Origin of the sequence: Mucilaginibacter sp. 14171R-50 (assembly GCF_010093045.1) — a bacterium.
Lineage (GTDB): Bacteria > Bacteroidota > Bacteroidia > Sphingobacteriales > Sphingobacteriaceae > Mucilaginibacter.
Genome location: NZ_CP048115.1, coordinates 4,051,279 through 4,070,123, shown reverse-complemented (window position 1 = coordinate 4,070,123; position 18,845 = coordinate 4,051,279). Strand labels below are relative to the sequence as shown.

Here is an 18,845-nt window from a genome sequence, read left to right as displayed (position 1 = left end):
CATGGAACTAAATACGATACTGCCAGAAATAATTGCCGATAACCATTTACACGCCCGCTGGTTAAATACGCTGTCGCTGATGGAGAATACCGGTGCCCGCAAAATATCGGCAAGCGAGGATCCCGCTACGGTTACTTATATTATACTAAAACACGCCGCGGAAGAGCATCGCCATGCATTTTATCTTAAAAAACAGATCGAGAAAACAGGGAGCGCATTGCCTACTTACTCCCCTGAATACCTGATAGCCCCTGCATTCAGCAAACGTTATTTGAACCAACTGGACATTGATGTATGCCGCTACCTGAAAAAGGAGTTGCATTTAACAGGTGCCGAACTGCGTTTTGCCGCCTACCTGCTGGTTACCTATGCTATTGAGGTGCGTGCTGATGAATTGTACCCTATTTATCAGGATGCGCTTGATCAGGCCGGTAGTAAGGTGAACGTTAAATCTATCATATTAGAAGAGGAGGGGCACCTGGAAGAAATGATAAACCAACTGCAAAAATTTTCGCCCGATTGGCAGGTACACGCTCAAAAGGCTGTAGATATGGAGACTAAGCTGTTTAAACAATGGGTAAACAGCTTGGGGACAGAACTGAATTAAAAAAGAAAGCCCGGTAATTTTACCGGGCTTTCTTTTTTAAAAGGCTTGGCTTAGTTACCGCCGCCGCCCAAAGCTTTCAGGTCATCCATCGTGATCTTCTCGAAGTCAGATGGAATACCAAATGTACCTGTTGGTAATTTTTGCTCAACAATACTTTTAACAGTTACATCGGTAGTTCTTCCGTCCTGGAAGGCTGAGTATTGAATTGGAACACCACCTGCATTTGCATAATATTTTGCAATACCGGTTGATGGCACGGAAATATCGTTAGTTACCCAGATATCATAAGTTTTACCGGTCTTAGTGTCTTTAGCAACTACTTTTTTACAGTTAAAGCCGGATATCACCTTGGTTTCGGTGCCTGGGGTAAAAGTAAGTACAGGTAATTTAGACATGGCTTCTTCTATCTCGGCAGGCGAAGCGATGGCCGCTTTTTTAATGGAAGCGACGGCAACATCCACTAAAATTGCCATGTAGCTGGCTTTGGCGTCGGTTAAAATGCCAATATTTGCGGGCCCTGCAGAAAATTCCATTTTGGCAGAATCGGCCCTAAAGTAACTTTTAGCTTCAACAGGCTGGCCTTGCATACTTGTGCTGACCGTCATAATGCCTTCTTTATAAGCTTTTTGTGCGCTTGCGCTAATGGCTGTTGCGGTAAGGGCCATACCCATGGCAACAGTAAATAATTTAACTTTCATGGTTTTAATTTAATGATACAATTTAATATGTAATTAACTGGTGTGCAAATATTTTGAGATATTTTTAATTATTTGTACGTTTTAGATGATATTATGAAGGCTTTGTTACGTTTTAGTACCTTGTAATTTACGTTTATTTGCGTTAAAGCTTTTATATAGCTATCTGTGTTACCCCCGGCTATAATAAGTGTTTTATTTTTAATTAATGCCGTATCAACAAAAGCATTATTGTTTATGAATAAATAATGAATGGTTAGTTGCTGGGGGATAGACTTGTAAAGTGGTGCATCGTTTAATACCAGCATTTTTTTATTCAGAAACTGAATAAAGTTACCGTGCTTTAAAAGATAGGAGAGCTCTATATTTTGATTTAAAGGATATACCGTATAATGATATATCCTGTTGCTATCCAATGCAGGCTGCACCGAATACTTGAAGCTTTTATCGTTCTCGGGCAAATCGCTTAATACAACGCCTTTAGGGCCGTTTTTAAATATTATCCCGGTATGTTTCCGCAGGTTCAGGAATGTTACAGATCGGGTAGTGTCAGCCTCAATTTTTTTAATGCTTACGCTGATGCAAAAAAGCAGCAGGCAGCTAAGTGCAGCCCTGATAAGCCATGCCTTTTTTGCATGCAGAAAATAAAAGATGAGAATGATAATTGCGTAAAGCAACAGGTATTCAACCTTGCTTAACCATATTTTATCGACAGCGGCGTATGGCGAATGTTCAATAAACGCCAGTACCTTGTTCATTATCAAGATGGAATGCTCTAACAGGTAGCCCAATGCCTTTGAGATAACCGCCATTTGCGGCAATGCCAAAAGGGCCAGACCGGTGTACATAATTATACTAACCGGGATGATAATAACAAGGTTGCTTAGCAAAAAATAAACCGGGAACTGGTGGAAATAATAGGCACTTAGCGGAAATGTAATTACCTGCGCGGCGATAGATACCGAGCATGCCATCCATAGCTTACTTGCCAACCTGTTTTTAAAGCTAAGCCAATTATAAACTATAGGCTGGAATATAACGAGTCCGCCGACGGCGAGGTACGAAAGCTGAAAGCCCACATCAGTTAGCAAGAAAGGGTCATAAACAAGCAGTGCGAATGCAGATGCGGCCAGCAAATTCAGGCTGTTGATATATCTGCTAAAGGTTTTGCCGCTTACAACCAGGCTGATCATTAATGCTGCCCGGCACACAGGCGCCGAAAAGCCGGTGAGCAGTGCATAACCCCATATCAGCGCGATGATGAGGACAGCCTTAAATACCTTACGTTTTTTATGGCCATTTAAAAAGCTCAGCGCCCAGTTCAGCAATAAATAAACGATAGCCACATGCCCGCCAGAGACCGACAAGATGTGGATGGTGCCCGTTTTGGAATAGGCCTGCAAAACATCGTTACTCAGGTCGGCTTTATAACCCAATATCAGCGTTGATGCCACAGCAATGGCAGTGGTATCACGCATGTTGGTTTTTAGCTTTTCAACCAGATTTTGCCGCAACTGCAATGCATAAGTAACAATAGCATTTCCCTTACCGGCACCCGCTATTTTATATTGCCCGGGGTAAAGAAAAGCCTGGTAGTATACATTCTTGTTTGCGAGGTATTGCTTATAGTTAAACTCACCCGGGTTAAATGGAGGGTCGATGGTGTTGTATTTGGCCGGTATCAACAGCTGTTCGTCGTAATAAAGGTTTTTAGCCAGTTCGTCTTTTATGGCAATCAGCAGCGTGCCGCTTGTGGCTTTGGCTTGCCCGTTATTAATGGTTTGTTTGATCTGCGCGGTAAACCTAACAAGGTCATCCTTTACTTTGGGCTCTGATGTGATGTTGGCAATGAGGTATTGTGCCGGTAATTTCGAAAAATGATTGACCTTGTTTAACTCATTATGCTGTATGGCAGCGAGCCATCCTGATAAAAACAGTACGGGATAAATGAGCGCACCGCCAAGCCAGCGTGCTTTATAAACGCTTAACGGGGTATAAGCCAGGTTTAGACCGATAAACAGCACGCTGCATAAAACAAGCGCGGACAGCACGAAATATATGTTGCTGCCTGGCCAGAAAAGCCCACTGCTTATACCTGCTAAAAAAGGCAGTAAAAGTACAACAACAGGTATTTCGCCTTTGTGGTTGGCAATCATATTATTCGTGCGCGGTGATAAGGCAATCCGGCAGATAAAAATAGAATATCTGCGGCTAATTACAACTCGTCGCGAACTTCAAGCAGGAATTTCTTGAGGTTTTCGAGCGAATCTATCACGCGTTGGTTATCGCGGGTATCGCCCATATTGTTTTTCAGATGGTCTTTGGCACCTTGCAGTGTATATCCTTTATCACGTATCAGGTGAAAGATGATCTTGAAATTTTCCAGGTCTTCGGGGGTGAAGTACCTGTTGCCTTTTTTGTTCTTTTTAGGCTGCAGTACGTCAAACTCTTTCTCGTAAAAACGTATCAACGATTGATTAACGCCGAACATGGTCGAAACCTCGCCCATGGTGTAGTACATTTTGCTGATCTCGCGTTCTTTATAAGGCATAAGCAAATGTAAGATTTTAGCAGGCAAGTCCGCAAGTCCGAAAGACGGAAAGTGTGGAAGATCATGGTTAAAAAGATTTTTAACTTACGGTCATTCGGACTTTCCGTCTTTCGGACTTATAATTACCTTTGCACACTATGACCGCTAAAGAAATACGCCAGGCTTTTCTTGATTTTTTTGCTTCTAAAGGCCACATGATTGTGCCAAGCGCACCAATTGTTGTAAAAAACGACCCAACGCTGATGTTCACCAACGCGGGAATGAACCAGTTTAAGGATGTGTTTTTAGGCGAGGCCCCCGCGAAAGCCCCTCGGGTAGCCGATACCCAACGCTGCTTGCGTGTTAGCGGCAAGCATAACGACCTGGAAGAGGTAGGTATCGACACCTATCACCATACCATGTTCGAGATGCTGGGCAACTGGAGCTTTGGAGATTACTTTAAGAAAGAGGCTATTGCCTGGAGCTGGGAATTGCTTACCCAAGTTTACAAACTCGATACCAGTCGACTTTATGTTACTTATTTTGAGGGTGACGAAAAGGAAGGCCTGGAAAAGGATACCGAAACTTACAACCTGTGGAAACAATATGTACCCGAAGACCGCATATTGCCCGGCAACAAAAAGGATAATTTTTGGGAAATGGGCGAAACAGGCCCCTGCGGACCGTGTTCGGAGATCCATTTTGATAGCCGCCCGGATAACGAGCGCAACCAGGTTAGTGGTGCAAGCCTTGTAAACGCCGATCACGACCAGGTTATTGAGATATGGAACAATGTGTTTATGCAGTTTAACAGGCTTAAGGATGGCTCGTTGCAGCCATTGCCAAACAAACATGTAGATACCGGGATGGGCTTTGAGCGATTGGTGCGCGTGCTGCAGGGCAAAACATCAAATTACGATACCGACGTTTTTCAGCCGATGATACAGTTCATTGCCGACAAATCAGGAAAGGTATATAACAGCGCTTCAAAACCGGGAGATGCCGATTGGAACGACGCCGTAGCCATGCGCGTACTGGCAGATCATATCCGCGCCATTAGCTTTGCCATTGCAGATGGGCAACTGCCGGCAAGTAACAAAGCCGGTTATGTTATCCGTAGGATCTTGCGCCGGGCGGTGCGTTACAGCTATCAAACTCTGGGTTTTAAAGAGCCGTTTTTTAATGAGCTGGTATCATTATTGGCCGAACAATTTAAAAGCGTGTTTGATGAACTGTGGGAACAGAAGGATTTTGTGCAGAAAGTGATATTGGAGGAGGAAGTTTCTTTCCTAAGGACTTTGGGTAATGGAATTGCAAAGTTTGAGGAGTATTTGCAACAGCGGGCAACCGAAATTAAGAAGCTTAAAAAAACAGGGGATTTACCAATTGTGGACGAAGGGCTAATTGAAGGAGATTTTGCTTTTGAATTATCTGATACATATGGTTTTCCAATAGATCTTACCGAGTTGATGGCTCGTGAAAAAGGGTTTTCTGTGGACATGGGTGGATTTAATGACTGTTTACAACACCAAAAACTCCGTTCCCGCGCTGCTACCGCTGTTGATACCGGCGACTGGACAGTTTTAACAGAGGACGACGGCGTTGAGTTTACCGGTTACGACGAAACTGAAAGCATAGCCCATATTGTTAAATACCGCAAAGTTAGCGCTAAAGGCAAAGAGCAATACCAGATTGTGTTAGATAAAACGCCGTTTTATGCTGAAAGCGGTGGCCAGGTAGGCGATAAAGGAGAGTTGATCTTCCCCAATGGCGAGATCATAGCGGTTACCGATACCAAAAAGGAGAATGGGCTTATCGTGCATTTTACCGACAGACTGCCCCTTACGCCGGGGGATGCGTTAACAGCGATGGTTGATGCATCGCTGCGTAATAAAACCAACAGCAATCACTCGGCCACACACCTTTTGCATGCCGCCATGAAGCAGGTTTTGGGCGCACATGTTAACCAAAAAGGCTCGTTGGTGAACGCCGATTACCTGCGCTTTGATTTTTCGCATTTTGCAAAAGTAACCGATGAAGAGATAGCCAATATAGAGGCCATAGTAAACGGTAAGGTGCGCGAAAATATCCCGCTTAAGGAAGAGCGCATGGTAGCCTACCAGGAAGCCATTGCCAGCGGTGTTACCGCATTATTCGGAGAAAAATATGGCGAGTATGTAAGGGTGATAACCTTTGACGATGCCTTTAGCAAAGAGCTTTGCGGCGGCACGCATGTAAAGGCTACCGGCCAGATAGGGTATTTTAAAATCATCAGCGAGAGCGCGGTAGCTGCCGGGGTCCGACGTATTGAAGCGATAACCGGGGTTGCCGCCGAAGCTTATATTACCGGGCAAGACAAGTTGATGCAGCATGTTAAAGAGTTATTAAAAAACCCCAAGGACGTTGCCAAAAGCATTGAAGGTTTGCTGGAAGAAAACAGTCGGTTAAAAAAGGAAATAGAAAAAACAGTTTTAGAAAAGGCTTCGGGTTTAAAAGATCAACTGGCTAAAACGGCAGAAGCTATCAATGGCATCAACTTCATTGCCCAAAAGGTGGACCTGCCAAATGCCGATGCCATCAAAAATTTAGCTTATAACTTGAAAGATATCGTACCAAATTTATTCCTGGTGCTGGCTGCCAATATCAACGGCAAGCCAAGTATTACGGTGATGATAGACGAGACGCTTGTAAAAGACAAAGGCCTGCATGCAGGTAATATTGTGAAAGAACTGGCTAAAGAGGTGAAGGGCGGGGGCGGCGGTCAGCCGTTTTTTGCTACAGCGGGCGGCAGCGATGTAAACGGCCTTGATAATGTGCTGGCCAAAGCCAAAAGTTTCGTTCAATAATCAAGCTTCGCCATTCCAAACAAAAAAAGACCGCCTATAAGTGGTCTTTTTTTGTTTAATACGCTATTATTAATGATGGCCTTTTCCGTGGCTTTTACCGCCATGGTGCGCCGGGCGGTTCACATGTGTAACCGTTCTTATTTTAGTATGCGAAGGCCTGTTCACTATACGTGTGCGGTTTACAACCCTTGAAGGCCTGTTTACATATTTGGTATGACGAACCACCTTCGCGGGCCTGTTCACATATCTGGTGCGGTTGATAACCCTTGTTGGCCGGTTAACATATCGGGTATGGGTAATTACTTTTGTTCTCGGGCGGTAATACCTGTCGCGTATAATAACATTTTTTACTCCCCGGTAACGTGCGTACTTTACCCTGTCGTAACGGTAGTACCGGTAGGGGTTCGGGCGATAAACGGCAACCTTGTAACCGTCGTTGATATTGTAATAGCTATAGCGTGCAGGCAACGTGTTGCGCCAAACCCAATTACCGCCGCTTAAATAAACGTATTGATGTGTAGGTACGTAGTAATAACTGTTCACATCCGGCAAATAGTAATAATTAGCATCTGCGTATTCTGCGGGTGGGGTCCATGTGCCAATGTTAAGGCTAACATTTACCTGGGCTTTTGTTTGGGTAACGGATGCGGTAAGTAAAAAACAGCTTGCCAGCATCCCTAAAATAATTTTTTTCATGGTATCTTGATATTATGTTTCTGCACAGGCAAATTGCATGCCTTATTTTAACAGACCAATACATTAACACAAGGTTTAATAAAAAGATTTACAAATAGGTAAATAGCCTCATGCATTTGGGTATAGACAAAAGCGTTTTAGGTAGAACCTGATCGCAGAATCACATAACGCAGCGTCTATACAACTGATGCATTTAAATTAGTAAGAGGGCAGAGACGCGGTCGTTTTAAATAATGCCCGCAAAAACATAAATAACACTATATTTGGCAGGTTTGATCAATGCTGACTACAGCTGAATATAAATATGACAGTTCTACAAAGCGGCGCGAGTGACAAGTACGAGTTAGTTGTTGGTTTAGAGGTACACGCCCAATTATCTACTTTAAGTAAGGCATTTTCATCAGATTCGGCGGCGTTTGGCGCCGGGGCAAACGAGCATGTTAGCCCCGTTTCGTTGGGCCATCCGGGTACATTGCCGCGTATTAACAAAAAAATGGTAGAGTATGCGGTAAAAATGGGCTTAGCCTGCAATTGTACCATCAACCTGCAAAATACTTTTGCCCGTAAAAATTACTTCTATGCCGATCTGCCAAAAGGATATCAAACCACGCAGGATCAGCAACCGATATGCCTGGGTGGAAGTGTAACCGTAAAACTGGCCGATGGCAGTTCAAAAGCAATCGCCATTCATCACATCCACATGGAAGATGATGCCGGTAAAAGCTCGCACGACCAGCACGATCAATATTCGCTTATTGATCTGAACAGGGCAGGGGTTCCGCTTATAGAGATCGTATCAGAACCCGATCTGCGCAGCGCCGAAGAGGCCGGGCAGTTCCTGACCGAGATACGACGCTTGCTGCGCTACCTGGATATTTGCGATGGCAATATGGAAGAAGGAAGCATGCGCTGCGATGCCAATATATCTGTACGCCTGAAAGGAGCCGCGGCCTTTGGCAACCGCTGTGAGGTAAAGAATCTTAACTCTATACGTAACGTTCAGCGTGCCATTGAGCACGAGTTTGAACGCCAGATAGCCGTTATAGAAGGCGGCGGCCATATAGACCAAAATACGCTTAACTTTAACGCCGATACCGGCGAAACATCTGTATTGCGCTCAAAAGAAATGGCAAATGATTACCGTTATTTCCCCGAGCCCGACCTGTTGCCGGTACAGTTGACCGAAGCTTACGTACAGCAAGTACGCGATAGCATGCCCGCACTGCCAAACCAGCTCTTCGAAAAATATACCACTAAGCTGGGTTTATCAGATTACGACGCGGGTGTTATCATAGCCGATAAGGAGTTCGCCGCTTATTTTGAGGATTTGATAAAGCATACCACAAATTATAAGTCGGCAGCAAACTGGGTTATGGGTGCCGTGCGCTCTTACATCAACGACAATAATATCAGTATAGCTGATATAGGCATAAAACCGGTTGCCCTTGCGGAGCTAATAAAACTGGTAGACGACGGTAAGGTCAACAATTCAATCGCCGCGCAAAAACTTTTCCCGGCTCTGGTGAAAGGAAATGACAAAACCGCCGACCAATTAGCCAAAGAACTAAACCTGATTATCAGCGAGGACACCGGCCAGTTGGATGGCTTTATACGCGCCGCGCTGGCTAAATATCCCGAGAAGGTAAAAGAATACCAAAAGGGTAAAAAGGGCGTTTTAGGCTTGTTTATGGGCGAAGTTATGAAGCTTTCTAAAGGAAAGATAGACCCCCAGAAAACCAACCAGCTATTAATAAAAGAATTAGAATCAAAATAATATGAAGAACCGTTTGATTACCGGCATTGCCCTTGCGGCACTGTTTTTTATAGTTTCGTGCAAAGAATCAACCACATTTACCATTTCGGGCAAATTAGAGAATCCCGGCGCGTTAAAAAAGATATACCTGCTTGCCGCGGATAGTACCCAGGTAAACGTTGTTGATTCAACAACCTTAGGTGCGAATAACGAATTTCAGTTTAAGCGCGCTACTCCCTACGCAAATTTATATAAACTGCGTATTGCAGGCAACGTGTACGATGTGGTAGCACAGAATGGCGATGCCATAACTTTTAAAACTGACCTTGCCGATGTAAATCACTCCTACGAGGTAAACGGATCAGAGACCTCGGAAAAAATCAAGGAATTCAACAAGATCAGCAATATTTATGGCGACAGGAGTACGAAGCTATCTGATGAGTACACCGCAAAGGCAGCTGCGCTGGGCAAAGAATCCGACTCGTTGCTGAAGGTGTATATCCCCATGTTTCAAAAAAACATGAACGATTACAGCGCCGAAGTTTTAAAATTTGTTGATCAGAATAAAAAATCGCTTGCCGGATTTTACGCCGCAACATCGCTTGATCAATACAAATACGAACAACAGTTAGTGGCTTATGCCGACGATATTAAGGATGATTTTAAAGACAACCCGGCTGTGCAAACCTTTTTGCGCCAAATGGCGGCTATAAAACCTATATCAGTTGGCCACAAAGCGCCCGAATTTACAATAAACAGTATTGATGGCAAGCCGGTAAAATTATCTGATTATAAAGGTAAGTATGTGATGCTTGATTTTTGGGCGTCGTGGTGCGCGCCCTGCAGGCAGGAAAACCCCAATGTGGTTAAGCAATACGCGATGTACAAGGATAAGGGCTTTAACATTTTGGGGGTATCACTCGATACCGAAAAAAAAGATTGGCAACAGGCGGTTAACGCCGACAGGCTTACCTGGACACACGTATCAGACCTGCAAAGGTTCGAAGGTCCTACCGAAAGGCTGTATCATATTGAAGCGATCCCTTCGAACTTTATAATTGACCCGCAGGGTGTAATTGTTGCCAAAAATGTTACCGGCGCCGATCTTGAAGATTTTTTAAAGAAAACATTTAAATAGTCTCAATTAAAAGTTAACTTAAGGTAGTATTTAACAATTTGTTAATATTGGGTTAACCATAAGCTTCTATTAAGCTTATACTTTTATGCAAAATTAAATATACATGAGCACCAGTAAACAAAAGATATTAATTGTTGACGATGAGCCGGATATTTTAGAGCTGATAGAGTATAACCTTAAAAAAGAAGGTTACCAGGTATATTCGGCCCGGAACGGGCAGGAAGCTGTTGCCGAAGCAAAGCGTACACAGCCCGACCTGATCGTATTAGATATAATGATGCCCAAGATGGACGGGATAGAAGCCTGCCGCATTATGCGTACTATGCCTGAGTTTAAAAATACCTTTATGGTATTTTTAACCGCCCGAAGCGAAGAGTACTCAGAAATTGCAGGCTTTAATGTTGGCGCCGACGACTACATAGCAAAACCCATTAAGCCACGCGCGCTGGTTAGCCGTATCAACGCCATCCTTCGTCGTAATGCGCCGCCCGAGGAGGTTATTGATAACAAACTGGAAATAGGCGACCTGGTGATAGACCGCGAAGCATACCTGGTTTATAAAAAAGGGGTAAAGGTGGTTTTAGCCAAAAAGGAATTTGAACTGCTTTACCTGCTGGCTTCAAAACCCGGTAAAGTTTACACCCGCGAGGTGATACTTAAAAACATCTGGGAAGATTCGGTAGTAGTTACCAACCGAACCATAGATGTGCATGTGCGCAAGCTGCGCGAAAAGCTCGGTGACGACTGCGTATCTACAGTAAAAGGCGTAGGTTACAAGTTTGAAGCATAATAAAAATGCCTCCCGATTTCGGGAGGCATTTTTATTATAAGCTAAAGTTTATTTAGCTGCAGCGGCTTTACCTTTTGCAGGCGCCGTTTTTGGCGCAGCTTTTGGCTTTGCGGCTTTTTTCGCGGCCGCGGTTTCTGTTTTGGCCTTATCAGTTATTGTTTTAGCTTTTGTTGCGGCTTTTGCTTTAACCTCCGTAGCGGTTTTTTTGGCAGCGGCCACGGTACTTTTAGCTTTATCGGTCACCGCCTTAGCTTTCGCCTCTGCAGATGCCTTAATATCAGCGGCTTCTTTTTTTGCTTTATTTGCTGCCACGCCGGCTTTTTTGGCTACCACTACTTTTTTTGCAGCCGTTGCCCGTTCAACAACTGTTTTAGCAGCAGCGGCTTTCTTGGTAGTGCTTGTTTTTTTAGCAGCAACTTTCTCTTTCAGGTCTGCAATTTTATCTTCAGCCTTATCCTTTAAATCGTCAAATTTATCTTCGGTTTTTTCTTTCAGGTCTTCGGCGGTCTCCTTAGTGCCATCCCAAAATTCTTCGATGGTTTCTTTTATCTTTTCAAAAAAACCCTTTTGTTCGGGCTGTGTTTTTTTTGTGCTCATGATGCTTTGTTTTAGGTGGATGATTATTAGGTGTTTAACATTGCATTATCAGAATTGTTTTTAGCCCGACGGGGGGCTGAAAATGCACCAGACGCCGATAAAGCGGTATATAGCACAATTAATTTAATTAACCGTATTTTTGCGGGCTATGAAATTTCCAAAGTTTTCCGACCTGATATTATTTGAGGATGACGATATCATTGTGGTTAATAAACCGCCGTTCATCAGTTCGCTTGACGAGCGCGAAGGTGGCGAGATAAACATGCTGCGCCTGGCAAAGCAGTACACCGCCGACGCGCAAATATGCCACCGCCTTGATAAAGAAACATCGGGCGCGCTAATTATCGCTAAAAATCCTGAAGCGTACCGCGATGTTTCAATCCAGTTTGAAAAACGCAGAGTAAAAAAGGTTTACCACGCAGTTATTGACGGCACGCACGTTTTTGAAAGCTTGCTGATAGATCTGCCTATACTGAATGTAGGAAAGGGAAACGTAACCATTAGCCGCCAGGAAGGCAAGCGTGCCGAAACCTGGTTCCAATCGCTAAAGTATTTCAAACACTACACGTTGGTAGAGTGCCGCCCGGTTACAGGTCGTATGCACCAGATACGCATACACCTGGCCACGCAACGCGCCTCAATTGCCGGCGACGAGATGTATAAGGGTCAGCAGGTGTTCCTTTCTAAAATCAAGCGTAAATATATTTTGGGGAAGGACCAGGAAGAGTTACCTATCATGAAACGCTTTGCCCTGCATGCCTACGAGGTGAGTTTTAAGTTGCCGTCGGGCCGGGATATTACCGTGCATGCGCCGTACCCAAAGGATTTTGAAACCCTGCTAAAGCTGCTGGAGAAATTTGACAGCTAAAAAAGAAGCGCCTTTGTTTATAAAGGCGCTTCTTTTTTTTTATTTATTTAAAAACTCGGGAGGAGTAGTATCTCTTACCGTGCTTTTTTTGAACTCAGGAGGAGTGGTGTCCTTTTTCACCGTTGTCTTAAAAAATTCAGGTGGCGTAGTGTCTTTTTTAAGCTTCATTGTAGCATTAAGGCCTTTATTTGCATTCGTGCCCGGAGCCGTATTGTCCTTTTGGCAAGCGTAAACGCTTACAATTAAAAAGGCCAGTAATATGTAAATAATCTTTTTCATGATGATATAAATAGTCCTTGTGATATTTTACAAATATATAGATAATTATATGTATTACAAATCTATAAATTAATTGTTCTTTTATACGCAAAAAAACTTTTCAAGTTGCATCAATATAAATTTGTTTTTAACGCAGGCAACTGTAAATTTAATCATTAAAACGTGTATGCTTAAAAGGCTTATCATCGCTCTGATTTTAATAGTATTTTCCGGCCAATTTGTACATGCAAACGCATGGCAAGTGGTTGGGGTACAGCCAAAAAATCAGATCATCAATAAAGATACGCTAAAGGAGATACTTACCCTGCAGGATACCTTTTTGCGCCAAAAAAGGTTGATCACATTTACAAAAAACTGCGTCCAGGGGGCAGATAGCAGCCAGCTTGTGGCTTTGCAGGATACTTTCGACAGCTATTTTCTAAAGTATAACCTGCCCAATAGAGAGATATTTTCGCTGTTTGTAAAAGGAGTATCCTACAACAAACTGCGGGATTATAAAAGCGCGGAAACCTATGTTACCCGGGCGCTGCAGATAGCGCAAAAAAACAGCCGGAACTACCTTTCTTTTTTGATGTTAAGCCATTTAGGGTTTATACTTACCGATAAGGGCGATTATATCGGCGCTATTTATAATTATCGCCTTGCAACTATCGAGGTAAAGAAACTGAAGGACAACTTTAAAGATAACCGCCGCGAGGCATCCCTGAATATAAACATCTCCGACCTTTTTTATAAATCGGGATTTTATTCACAATCCTTGAATTATCTTGACCGTGCCTGGAAGTTGTTATTGAATGATAGTACCAGCAAGCGCCTTTTATCGAGCGTAATATTTTATAATAAGTCTGAAAATTTCTTCAGGATGAATAAGTTAGATTCGTTAAAAGAGTACTACAAAAGGCTTAACGGGTCCGAGAACGAAAACTATAAGCTGTTTACTTACCGCAAACGTGTTGGATATTATATTACGTTGTTGCAGCATAACTATGATTTGGCTATCACACAGATCAAAGACCTGCAAAAAAGCAAAGATTATGTAGTCAGCAGCCTGGAAAACCAGCACCTGGCCGACGCGTATTACATGAGCGGACAATTAGATTCCGCCAAACATATTATAGAAAAGTTGCTGATAGCCGATACAGAGAACAACCACCCCGAAATAAAATACCATCTGTATGAAACCCTGGCATGGATTGCCGGCAAAAAGGGTGATTATAAAACATCATCATACAATTTTATGCTTGCGCTTAAGCAATCGCAAGAGAACAACATCCGGTTAACACAGGTAGGAAATATTTCATCGCAAATAAAAATTGACGAAACCGAAAGTTTGTATCAACAAAAAGCCGAGGTGTACAAGCGCGAGCGCTTATGGCTTTTGTTTATTGTATTGATAGCGGCACTGAGTATTATCGCCATAGGATTGTTTTACCGTAACGTTAAACAAAAAAGGCATTACGAAAGACTTTTATTTGAAGCGAAAAAAGAAGAGCTCGCATTTATCAACTCCCACGAGATACGCAAGCACCTTACCAATATACTGGGCATGATAGATATTCTGAAGAACAGCGAGAATCGTGTAGAAGAATATGATCAGATAGAATCCTTTTTATATCAGTCAGCTTCCCTGCTCGATGAATCGATCAAGAATATCTCGGAAAAATTGAACGAAGATTAGGGAGTAGTGATTAGAGATTGGGGATCAGAGGTTGGTCTAAACCCATACATGTCAGTTTTTAAAACCTGGGATCTTACTTCAGGATTTAAGTTCAGAATTTAAAGTTTAGAATCTAGCGTTTAAGATTTAGTGTTTAGCATTTATCCTGATTATTCATGACTTATAAGCGTGGTTTCGCGGGAAATAATATCGGCAATGCTGGTTTCTGATAGTATTTTTAGCGATGCATCGCGTACCTCGATGAACACGTCGCGTATGCCGCAGGTGTGTTCCTGGTGGCATTCGTCGCAGCGGTGATAAAAGTTCAAGCTGGCACATGGTACCATAGCAATAGGGCCATCGGTGATGCGCATAATATTTACCAGGAAAATATCCTTTGGGTCTTTGTTAAGGCTATAGCCGCCTCCCGCGCCTTTTTTGCTATACAGGAAGCCGGCGTTGCGCAGATCGAGCAGTATTTGCTCCAGGAACTTTTTTGGGATCCTTTCCAGCTCGGCGATCCTTGATATCTGCATGGGTGGCTTGTCCATGTTTTTACCCATGACCACCAGCGCCTTTATGGCGTATTTGGTTTTTTTAGATAGCATCTATAAATATAATTCACAAAGTTACATAAACAAATTTGTACAACATAATATGCACACATAGTATTATGCCGTGCTGCTATCAGAGTGGCCAAGGTGCTTTGCGGGGCAGGCCGCATCACGAACCAGTTGTTTCAGTTCTTTTATTTCGGGGAAGCGTCCCTGTTCCTTCCTGTCAAAAATAAGGGTGTCGTTCGTCCGGATACTATATTTACCCGGTGTTTCGCTGGGTTGCAGGGTTACACCGTAAACCTCGTCGCTAAATGTTGTTAGCAGCTCCTGTGCCATATAGGCTGCCCGCATAAGCCAGTTACATTTTGGGCAATATTCAATGGTGATGGTTGGTTTCATTGAACATAAATGTAGGTATATTTATATTCAATGTGTCGTTATGACATAATATTTGTTTTACGGGCAATTTTTTTCTTAAATTCATCAACTGAAACTAACCAATAGTAATATAACTCATGAAAAGAATATCGTTCTTATTGCTGCTGCAGTTTGCCTGTACGAGCCTGTTGGCGCAAACCGGTAAACAAATAAAAATTGCCGATGGCATTGTTGAAGGGGTAACCGAAAAATCGGGAGTTATCAGCTTTAAGGGGATACCTTTTGCGCAGCCACCCATTGGCGAATTGCGCTGGAGAGAACCTCAACCGGTAAACAGTTGGACCGGTGTGCGAAAGTGCGATGCCTTTGGATATAATGCCATGCAAAAACAGGTATTTGGCGATATGGGCTTCCGCACCCCGGGCATGAGTGAAGACTGTTTGTATCTGAACGTATGGATGCCCGCGAAACCCTCAAAAACCAAACTGCCCGTGCTGGTATATTTTTACGGAGGCGGTTTTGTTTCCGGCGACGGTTCTGAAAGGCGCTACGACGGTGAGAGCATGGCAAAACGGGGCATTATTGCACTTACGGTAAACTACCGCCTGGGGGTATTCGGCTTTATGTCGCATCCCGAGCTTACCAAAGAGTCAGTACATCACGCGTCGGGCAACTATGGCTTGCTTGACCAGGCCGCAGCCCTGCGCTGGGTACGGCAAAACATCGCGGCCTTTGGCGGCGACCCAAAACGCGTGACCATAGCAGGCGAATCAGCCGGCTCTATAGCGGTATCAGCACAAATGGTATCTCCATTGTCAAAAAACATGTTTGCCGGCGCCATAGGCGAAAGCGGCGCGATGATAAATCCAACGTTGCCTGCCATACCCTTAGCCGAGGGCGAGAAGAATGGTGTTAAATTTGGTGAGAAGATAGGCGCTACAACCCTGGAAGCGCTGCGTGCTATACCTGCCGATAAGCTGCTGGATGATGCATCGATGCCGGGCACTCCGCCGATGTCGCCCACTGTTGACGGCTATTTTTTACTGAAAAAGCCCGTTGAAAGTTTTTTAGCAGGCGAACAGGCCAAAGTGCCCTTGTTAGCCGGATGGAATTCCGCCGAGATACCCTACCAGGCCTTAATGTACGGAAATGCGCCAACGCCCGAAAATTATGCAAAGCAGGTTAAAATGCTGTACGGCGAAAAGGCCGACGAAGTGCTAAAACTTTATCCCGGTACAACGCAAACGGAGGTGATAAAATCGGCAACTGAGCTGGCCAGCGACCGCTTTATATCATATAGTACATGGAAATGGACCGACGCACATGCTTTAACGAGCGGCAAGCCGGTTTACCGCTACCTGTTCTCGAAACCACTGCCGCCGATGACGGCCAAAATGGCTAACGCCAAAGCGGGCCTTGCGGGCGGCGTTATTAAAGGCGATACAGCAAAACCCGAAACTAAAAAGGGGCCCCAACCTTACGCAGGCGCGGCACACGCGTCAGAAATTGAATACGCAATGGGAAACCTGGCAACTAACACAAATTACGCATGGACACCGGCTGACTACCAAGTATCGGCAACTATGGAAGGCTACTTCGCCAATTTTATAAAAACTGGTAACCCTAACGATGGTTTTTTACCCAAGTGGAATGCCAATGTAAAAGACAGCCCGGTAACCTTCATTAATATTGATGTAAAAACCGTGTTGGAAAAGGAAAGCATCCAACTACGAAACAGGTACCTGTTTTTAGATACGGGGTATATGAAAAAGTAACGGCATAAAAAAGCCGCTCCGGAATTTCCGGAGCGGCTTTTTTATATCAACGATTTATAAATGTATTACTTCGCCGTAGGCGTCAGCAGCGGCTTCCATAACTGCCTCGCTCATGGTAGGGTGAGGGTGTACTGATTTGATGATCTCGTGCCCGGTTGTTTCCAGCTTGCGTGCTGTAACCACTTCAGCTATCATCTCGGTTACGTTATGACCCAGCATGTGCGCGCCCAAAAACTCGCCATATTTAGCATCAAATATCACTTTAACAAAACCGTCCTTTGCACCGGCAGCGCTTGCTTTACCCGATGCCGAGAACGGGAATTTGCCGATCTTGACTTCGTAACCGGCTTCTTTCGCCGCCTTCTCAGTGTAACCAACAGATGCAACTTCGGGCATACAATAAGTACAGCCGGGGATATTGTTATAGTTTAAGGGTTCGGGGTTTTGCCCGGCTATCTTTTCTACGCAGATGATACCTTCGGCAGATGCAACATGCGCTAATGCCTGGCCCTTAACAATATCGCCTATGGCATATACGCCCTCAACATTTGTTTGGTAAAAATCATCAACCAAAACCTTGCCTTTATCTGTTTTTACACCGTTTTCTTCAAGGCCTATCCCTTCAATATTGGTTGATATGCCTATGGCAGATAAAACAATATCGGCCTCAAGCACCTGGTTGCCGGTGGCGGTTTTAACATTTACCCTGCAGCCTTCGCCGTTGGTATCCACAGATTCTACGGTAGAACCGGTCATGATGTTGATACCCTGCTTTTTAAGGATGCGTAAAAGTCCTTTTGATATCTCCTCATCCTCAAGCGGTACAATATTATCTAAAAACTCAACCACGGTTACCTGCGTACCAATAGCGTTGTAGAAATAAGCGAACTCGATACCGATGGCGCCTGAGCCTACCACAACCATTGATTTTGGCTGTTTTGGCAATACCATAGCCTGACGATAACCAATTACCTTTTTGCCATCCTGTTTAAGGTTAGGCAATTCGCGCGAGCGGCCTCCCGTAGCGAGGATGATATTTTTGGCGGTAAAATCTTTAGTGGTGCCGTCGGCTATTTTAACCGATACTGTTCCCTTTGATTTTAAAGAGCCATAACCGATAATTACATCGATCTTATTCTTCTTCATCAAAAACTGAACACCTTTGCTCATGCCATCGGCCACGCCGCGGCTACGCTTAACAACGGCCTCAAAGTCAACTTCGCCGCCGTTGGTTTTTATACCATAGTCAGCCGCGTGATTCAAATATTCAAAAACCTGGGCGCTTTTTAATAAAGCTTTTGTAGGGATACAACCCCAGTTAAGGCAAATGCCCCCAAGCGATTCTTTTTCAACAATGGCGGTTTTTAAACCCAGCTGCGATGCGCGTATAGCGGCAACATAACCGCCCGGGCCCGAACCAATAACAATTAAATCGTAATCCATATAGTATGTATCTTTTATGATTTTTTGGAATGCAAAGCTAACTAAAAAGCGGTGTAAATGAAAAATCGGGAGTGATTTAGAATCGAGGCCGGAAATTTAAGGTAATTAACTAATAATCAAAAGGTTTATTTTAAAATTTGACACTGGTATTGTAAATATTACACTTATTATTCATCAAAATTTCATTTTTAGTTATTTATGCTATTAAATGTTGAAAAGTATATAATTATTATAAC

At 43.8% G+C, this 18,845-nt stretch carries 17 protein-coding genes; 8 read left to right on the top strand and 9 right to left on the bottom strand.

The window, feature by feature from the left end; genetic code table 11:
- Position 1 precedes the first annotated feature (1 nt).
- On the top strand, positions 2 to 607 hold the full coding sequence (locus GWR56_RS18415) for a hypothetical protein (RefSeq protein WP_162432666.1): 606 nt from the start codon (positions 2 to 4) through the stop codon (positions 605 to 607).
- A 50-nt stretch (positions 608 to 657) separates the two neighbouring features.
- Here the strand turns inward: GWR56_RS18415 and GWR56_RS18410 are convergent, their stop codons facing one another.
- From GWR56_RS18410 to GWR56_RS18400, 3 genes are all read right to left on the bottom strand, one after another.
- Complete coding sequence (locus GWR56_RS18410) at positions 658 to 1,305, bottom strand: DUF4412 domain-containing protein (protein WP_162432665.1); 648 nt, start codon at positions 1,303 to 1,305, stop codon at positions 658 to 660.
- Between the two features lie 68 nt (positions 1,306 to 1,373).
- A complete protein-coding gene (locus GWR56_RS18405; RefSeq protein ID WP_162432664.1) occupies positions 1,374 to 3,458 on the bottom strand; it encodes a ComEC/Rec2 family competence protein in 2,085 nt (694 codons plus the stop codon).
- Positions 3,459 to 3,517: 59 nt separating this feature from the next.
- The gene (locus tag GWR56_RS18400; RefSeq protein ID WP_162432663.1) at positions 3,518 to 3,853 is read right to left on the bottom strand and encodes a MerR family transcriptional regulator; all 336 of its coding nucleotides are present in this window, start codon (positions 3,851 to 3,853) and stop codon (positions 3,518 to 3,520) included.
- Between the two features lie 137 nt (positions 3,854 to 3,990).
- Here GWR56_RS18400 and alaS point away from each other — a divergent pair, with 137 nt between their 5' ends.
- Complete coding sequence (alaS, locus tag GWR56_RS18395; RefSeq protein ID WP_162432662.1) at positions 3,991 to 6,678, top strand: alanine--tRNA ligase; 2,688 nt, start codon at positions 3,991 to 3,993, stop codon at positions 6,676 to 6,678.
- Between the two features lie 69 nt (positions 6,679 to 6,747).
- Here alaS and GWR56_RS18390 read toward each other — a convergent pair whose 3' ends face one another.
- On the bottom strand, positions 6,748 to 7,374 hold the full coding sequence (locus tag GWR56_RS18390) for a hypothetical protein (protein ID WP_162432661.1): 627 nt from the start codon (positions 7,372 to 7,374) through the stop codon (positions 6,748 to 6,750).
- Positions 7,375 to 7,678: 304 nt separating this feature from the next.
- Here GWR56_RS18390 and gatB point away from each other — a divergent pair, with 304 nt between their 5' ends.
- The 3 genes from gatB (at position 7,679) to GWR56_RS18375 (ending at position 11,055) form a co-directional block, all read left to right on the top strand.
- Positions 7,679 to 9,148, top strand: a complete 1,470-nt coding sequence (gene gatB / locus GWR56_RS18385; protein ID WP_162432660.1) for an Asp-tRNA(Asn)/Glu-tRNA(Gln) amidotransferase subunit GatB — start codon at positions 7,679 to 7,681, stop codon at positions 9,146 to 9,148.
- Position 9,149: 1 nt separating this feature from the next.
- Positions 9,150 to 10,265, top strand: coding sequence for a TlpA disulfide reductase family protein (locus tag GWR56_RS18380; RefSeq protein ID WP_162432659.1), 1,116 nt, complete (start codon positions 9,150 to 9,152; stop codon positions 10,263 to 10,265).
- Positions 10,266 to 10,368: 103 nt separating this feature from the next.
- Positions 10,369 to 11,055, top strand: coding sequence for a response regulator transcription factor (locus tag GWR56_RS18375; RefSeq protein ID WP_162432658.1), 687 nt, complete (start codon positions 10,369 to 10,371; stop codon positions 11,053 to 11,055).
- A gap of 48 nt (positions 11,056 to 11,103) precedes the next feature.
- Here GWR56_RS18375 and GWR56_RS18370 read toward each other — a convergent pair whose 3' ends face one another.
- The gene (locus tag GWR56_RS18370) at positions 11,104 to 11,652 is read right to left on the bottom strand and encodes a hypothetical protein (RefSeq protein ID WP_162432657.1); all 549 of its coding nucleotides are present in this window, start codon (positions 11,650 to 11,652) and stop codon (positions 11,104 to 11,106) included.
- Positions 11,653 to 11,800: 148 nt separating this feature from the next.
- On the opposite strand from GWR56_RS18370, the gene GWR56_RS18365 reads away from it, so the two are divergent.
- Entirely contained in the window at positions 11,801 to 12,520 is a 720-nt protein-coding gene (locus GWR56_RS18365) for an RluA family pseudouridine synthase (protein ID WP_162432656.1), read from the top strand.
- 39 nt (positions 12,521 to 12,559) lie between these two features.
- On the opposite strand, the gene GWR56_RS18360 is transcribed toward GWR56_RS18365, so the two are convergent.
- Positions 12,560 to 12,799, bottom strand: coding sequence for a hypothetical protein (locus GWR56_RS18360; protein WP_162432655.1), 240 nt, complete (start codon positions 12,797 to 12,799; stop codon positions 12,560 to 12,562).
- 166 nt (positions 12,800 to 12,965) lie between these two features.
- Here GWR56_RS18360 and GWR56_RS18355 point away from each other — a divergent pair, with 166 nt between their 5' ends.
- On the top strand, positions 12,966 to 14,477 hold the full coding sequence (locus GWR56_RS18355; protein ID WP_162432654.1) for a lipopolysaccharide assembly protein LapB: 1,512 nt from the start codon (positions 12,966 to 12,968) through the stop codon (positions 14,475 to 14,477).
- A gap of 149 nt (positions 14,478 to 14,626) precedes the next feature.
- Here GWR56_RS18355 and GWR56_RS18350 read toward each other — a convergent pair whose 3' ends face one another.
- A complete protein-coding gene (locus GWR56_RS18350; protein ID WP_162432653.1) occupies positions 14,627 to 15,064 on the bottom strand; it encodes an Rrf2 family transcriptional regulator in 438 nt (145 codons plus the stop codon).
- Between the two features lie 63 nt (positions 15,065 to 15,127).
- Complete coding sequence (locus GWR56_RS18345; RefSeq protein WP_162432652.1) at positions 15,128 to 15,412, bottom strand: SelT/SelW/SelH family protein; 285 nt, start codon at positions 15,410 to 15,412, stop codon at positions 15,128 to 15,130.
- A 116-nt stretch (positions 15,413 to 15,528) separates the two neighbouring features.
- Between GWR56_RS18345 and GWR56_RS18340 the strand changes: the two genes are divergently transcribed.
- Positions 15,529 to 17,166, top strand: coding sequence for a carboxylesterase/lipase family protein (locus GWR56_RS18340; RefSeq protein ID WP_162432651.1), 1,638 nt, complete (start codon positions 15,529 to 15,531; stop codon positions 17,164 to 17,166).
- Positions 17,167 to 17,220: 54 nt separating this feature from the next.
- On the opposite strand, the gene lpdA is transcribed toward GWR56_RS18340, so the two are convergent.
- Positions 17,221 to 18,609, bottom strand: a complete 1,389-nt coding sequence (gene lpdA / locus GWR56_RS18335) for a dihydrolipoyl dehydrogenase (RefSeq protein WP_162432650.1) — start codon at positions 18,607 to 18,609, stop codon at positions 17,221 to 17,223.
- Positions 18,610 to 18,845 lie beyond the last annotated feature (236 nt).

What these genes read in the sequence shown, in the direction of transcription:
- GWR56_RS18410 (WP_162432665.1), bottom strand. Translation starts at nt 1,305, where the DNA reads ATGAAAGTTAAATTATTTACTGTTGCCATGGGTATGGCCCTTACCGCA.
- GWR56_RS18340 (WP_162432651.1), top strand. Translation starts at nt 15,529, where the DNA reads ATGAAAAGAATATCGTTCTTATTGCTGCTGCAGTTTGCCTGTACGAGC.
- GWR56_RS18380 (WP_162432659.1), top strand. Translation starts at nt 9,150, where the DNA reads ATGAAGAACCGTTTGATTACCGGCATTGCCCTTGCGGCACTGTTTTTT.
- GWR56_RS18360 (WP_162432655.1), bottom strand. Translation starts at nt 12,799, where the DNA reads ATGAAAAAGATTATTTACATATTACTGGCCTTTTTAATTGTAAGCGTT.
- GWR56_RS18365 (WP_162432656.1), top strand. Translation starts at nt 11,801, where the DNA reads ATGAAATTTCCAAAGTTTTCCGACCTGATATTATTTGAGGATGACGAT.
- lpdA (WP_162432650.1), bottom strand. Translation starts at nt 18,609, where the DNA reads ATGGATTACGATTTAATTGTTATTGGTTCGGGCCCGGGCGGTTATGTT.
- gatB (WP_162432660.1), top strand. Translation starts at nt 7,679, where the DNA reads ATGACAGTTCTACAAAGCGGCGCGAGTGACAAGTACGAGTTAGTTGTT.
- alaS (WP_162432662.1), top strand. Translation starts at nt 3,991, where the DNA reads ATGACCGCTAAAGAAATACGCCAGGCTTTTCTTGATTTTTTTGCTTCT.
- GWR56_RS18355 (WP_162432654.1), top strand. Translation starts at nt 12,966, where the DNA reads ATGCTTAAAAGGCTTATCATCGCTCTGATTTTAATAGTATTTTCCGGC.
- GWR56_RS18390 (WP_162432661.1), bottom strand. Translation starts at nt 7,374, where the DNA reads ATGAAAAAAATTATTTTAGGGATGCTGGCAAGCTGTTTTTTACTTACC.
- GWR56_RS18375 (WP_162432658.1), top strand. Translation starts at nt 10,369, where the DNA reads ATGAGCACCAGTAAACAAAAGATATTAATTGTTGACGATGAGCCGGAT.
- GWR56_RS18370 (WP_162432657.1), bottom strand. Translation starts at nt 11,652, where the DNA reads ATGAGCACAAAAAAAACACAGCCCGAACAAAAGGGTTTTTTTGAAAAG.
- GWR56_RS18405 (WP_162432664.1), bottom strand. Translation starts at nt 3,458, where the DNA reads ATGATTGCCAACCACAAAGGCGAAATACCTGTTGTTGTACTTTTACTG.
- GWR56_RS18400 (WP_162432663.1), bottom strand. Translation starts at nt 3,853, where the DNA reads ATGCCTTATAAAGAACGCGAGATCAGCAAAATGTACTACACCATGGGC.
- GWR56_RS18350 (WP_162432653.1), bottom strand. Translation starts at nt 15,064, where the DNA reads ATGCTATCTAAAAAAACCAAATACGCCATAAAGGCGCTGGTGGTCATG.
- GWR56_RS18345 (WP_162432652.1), bottom strand. Translation starts at nt 15,412, where the DNA reads ATGAAACCAACCATCACCATTGAATATTGCCCAAAATGTAACTGGCTT.
- GWR56_RS18415 (WP_162432666.1), top strand. Translation starts at nt 2, where the DNA reads ATGGAACTAAATACGATACTGCCAGAAATAATTGCCGATAACCATTTA.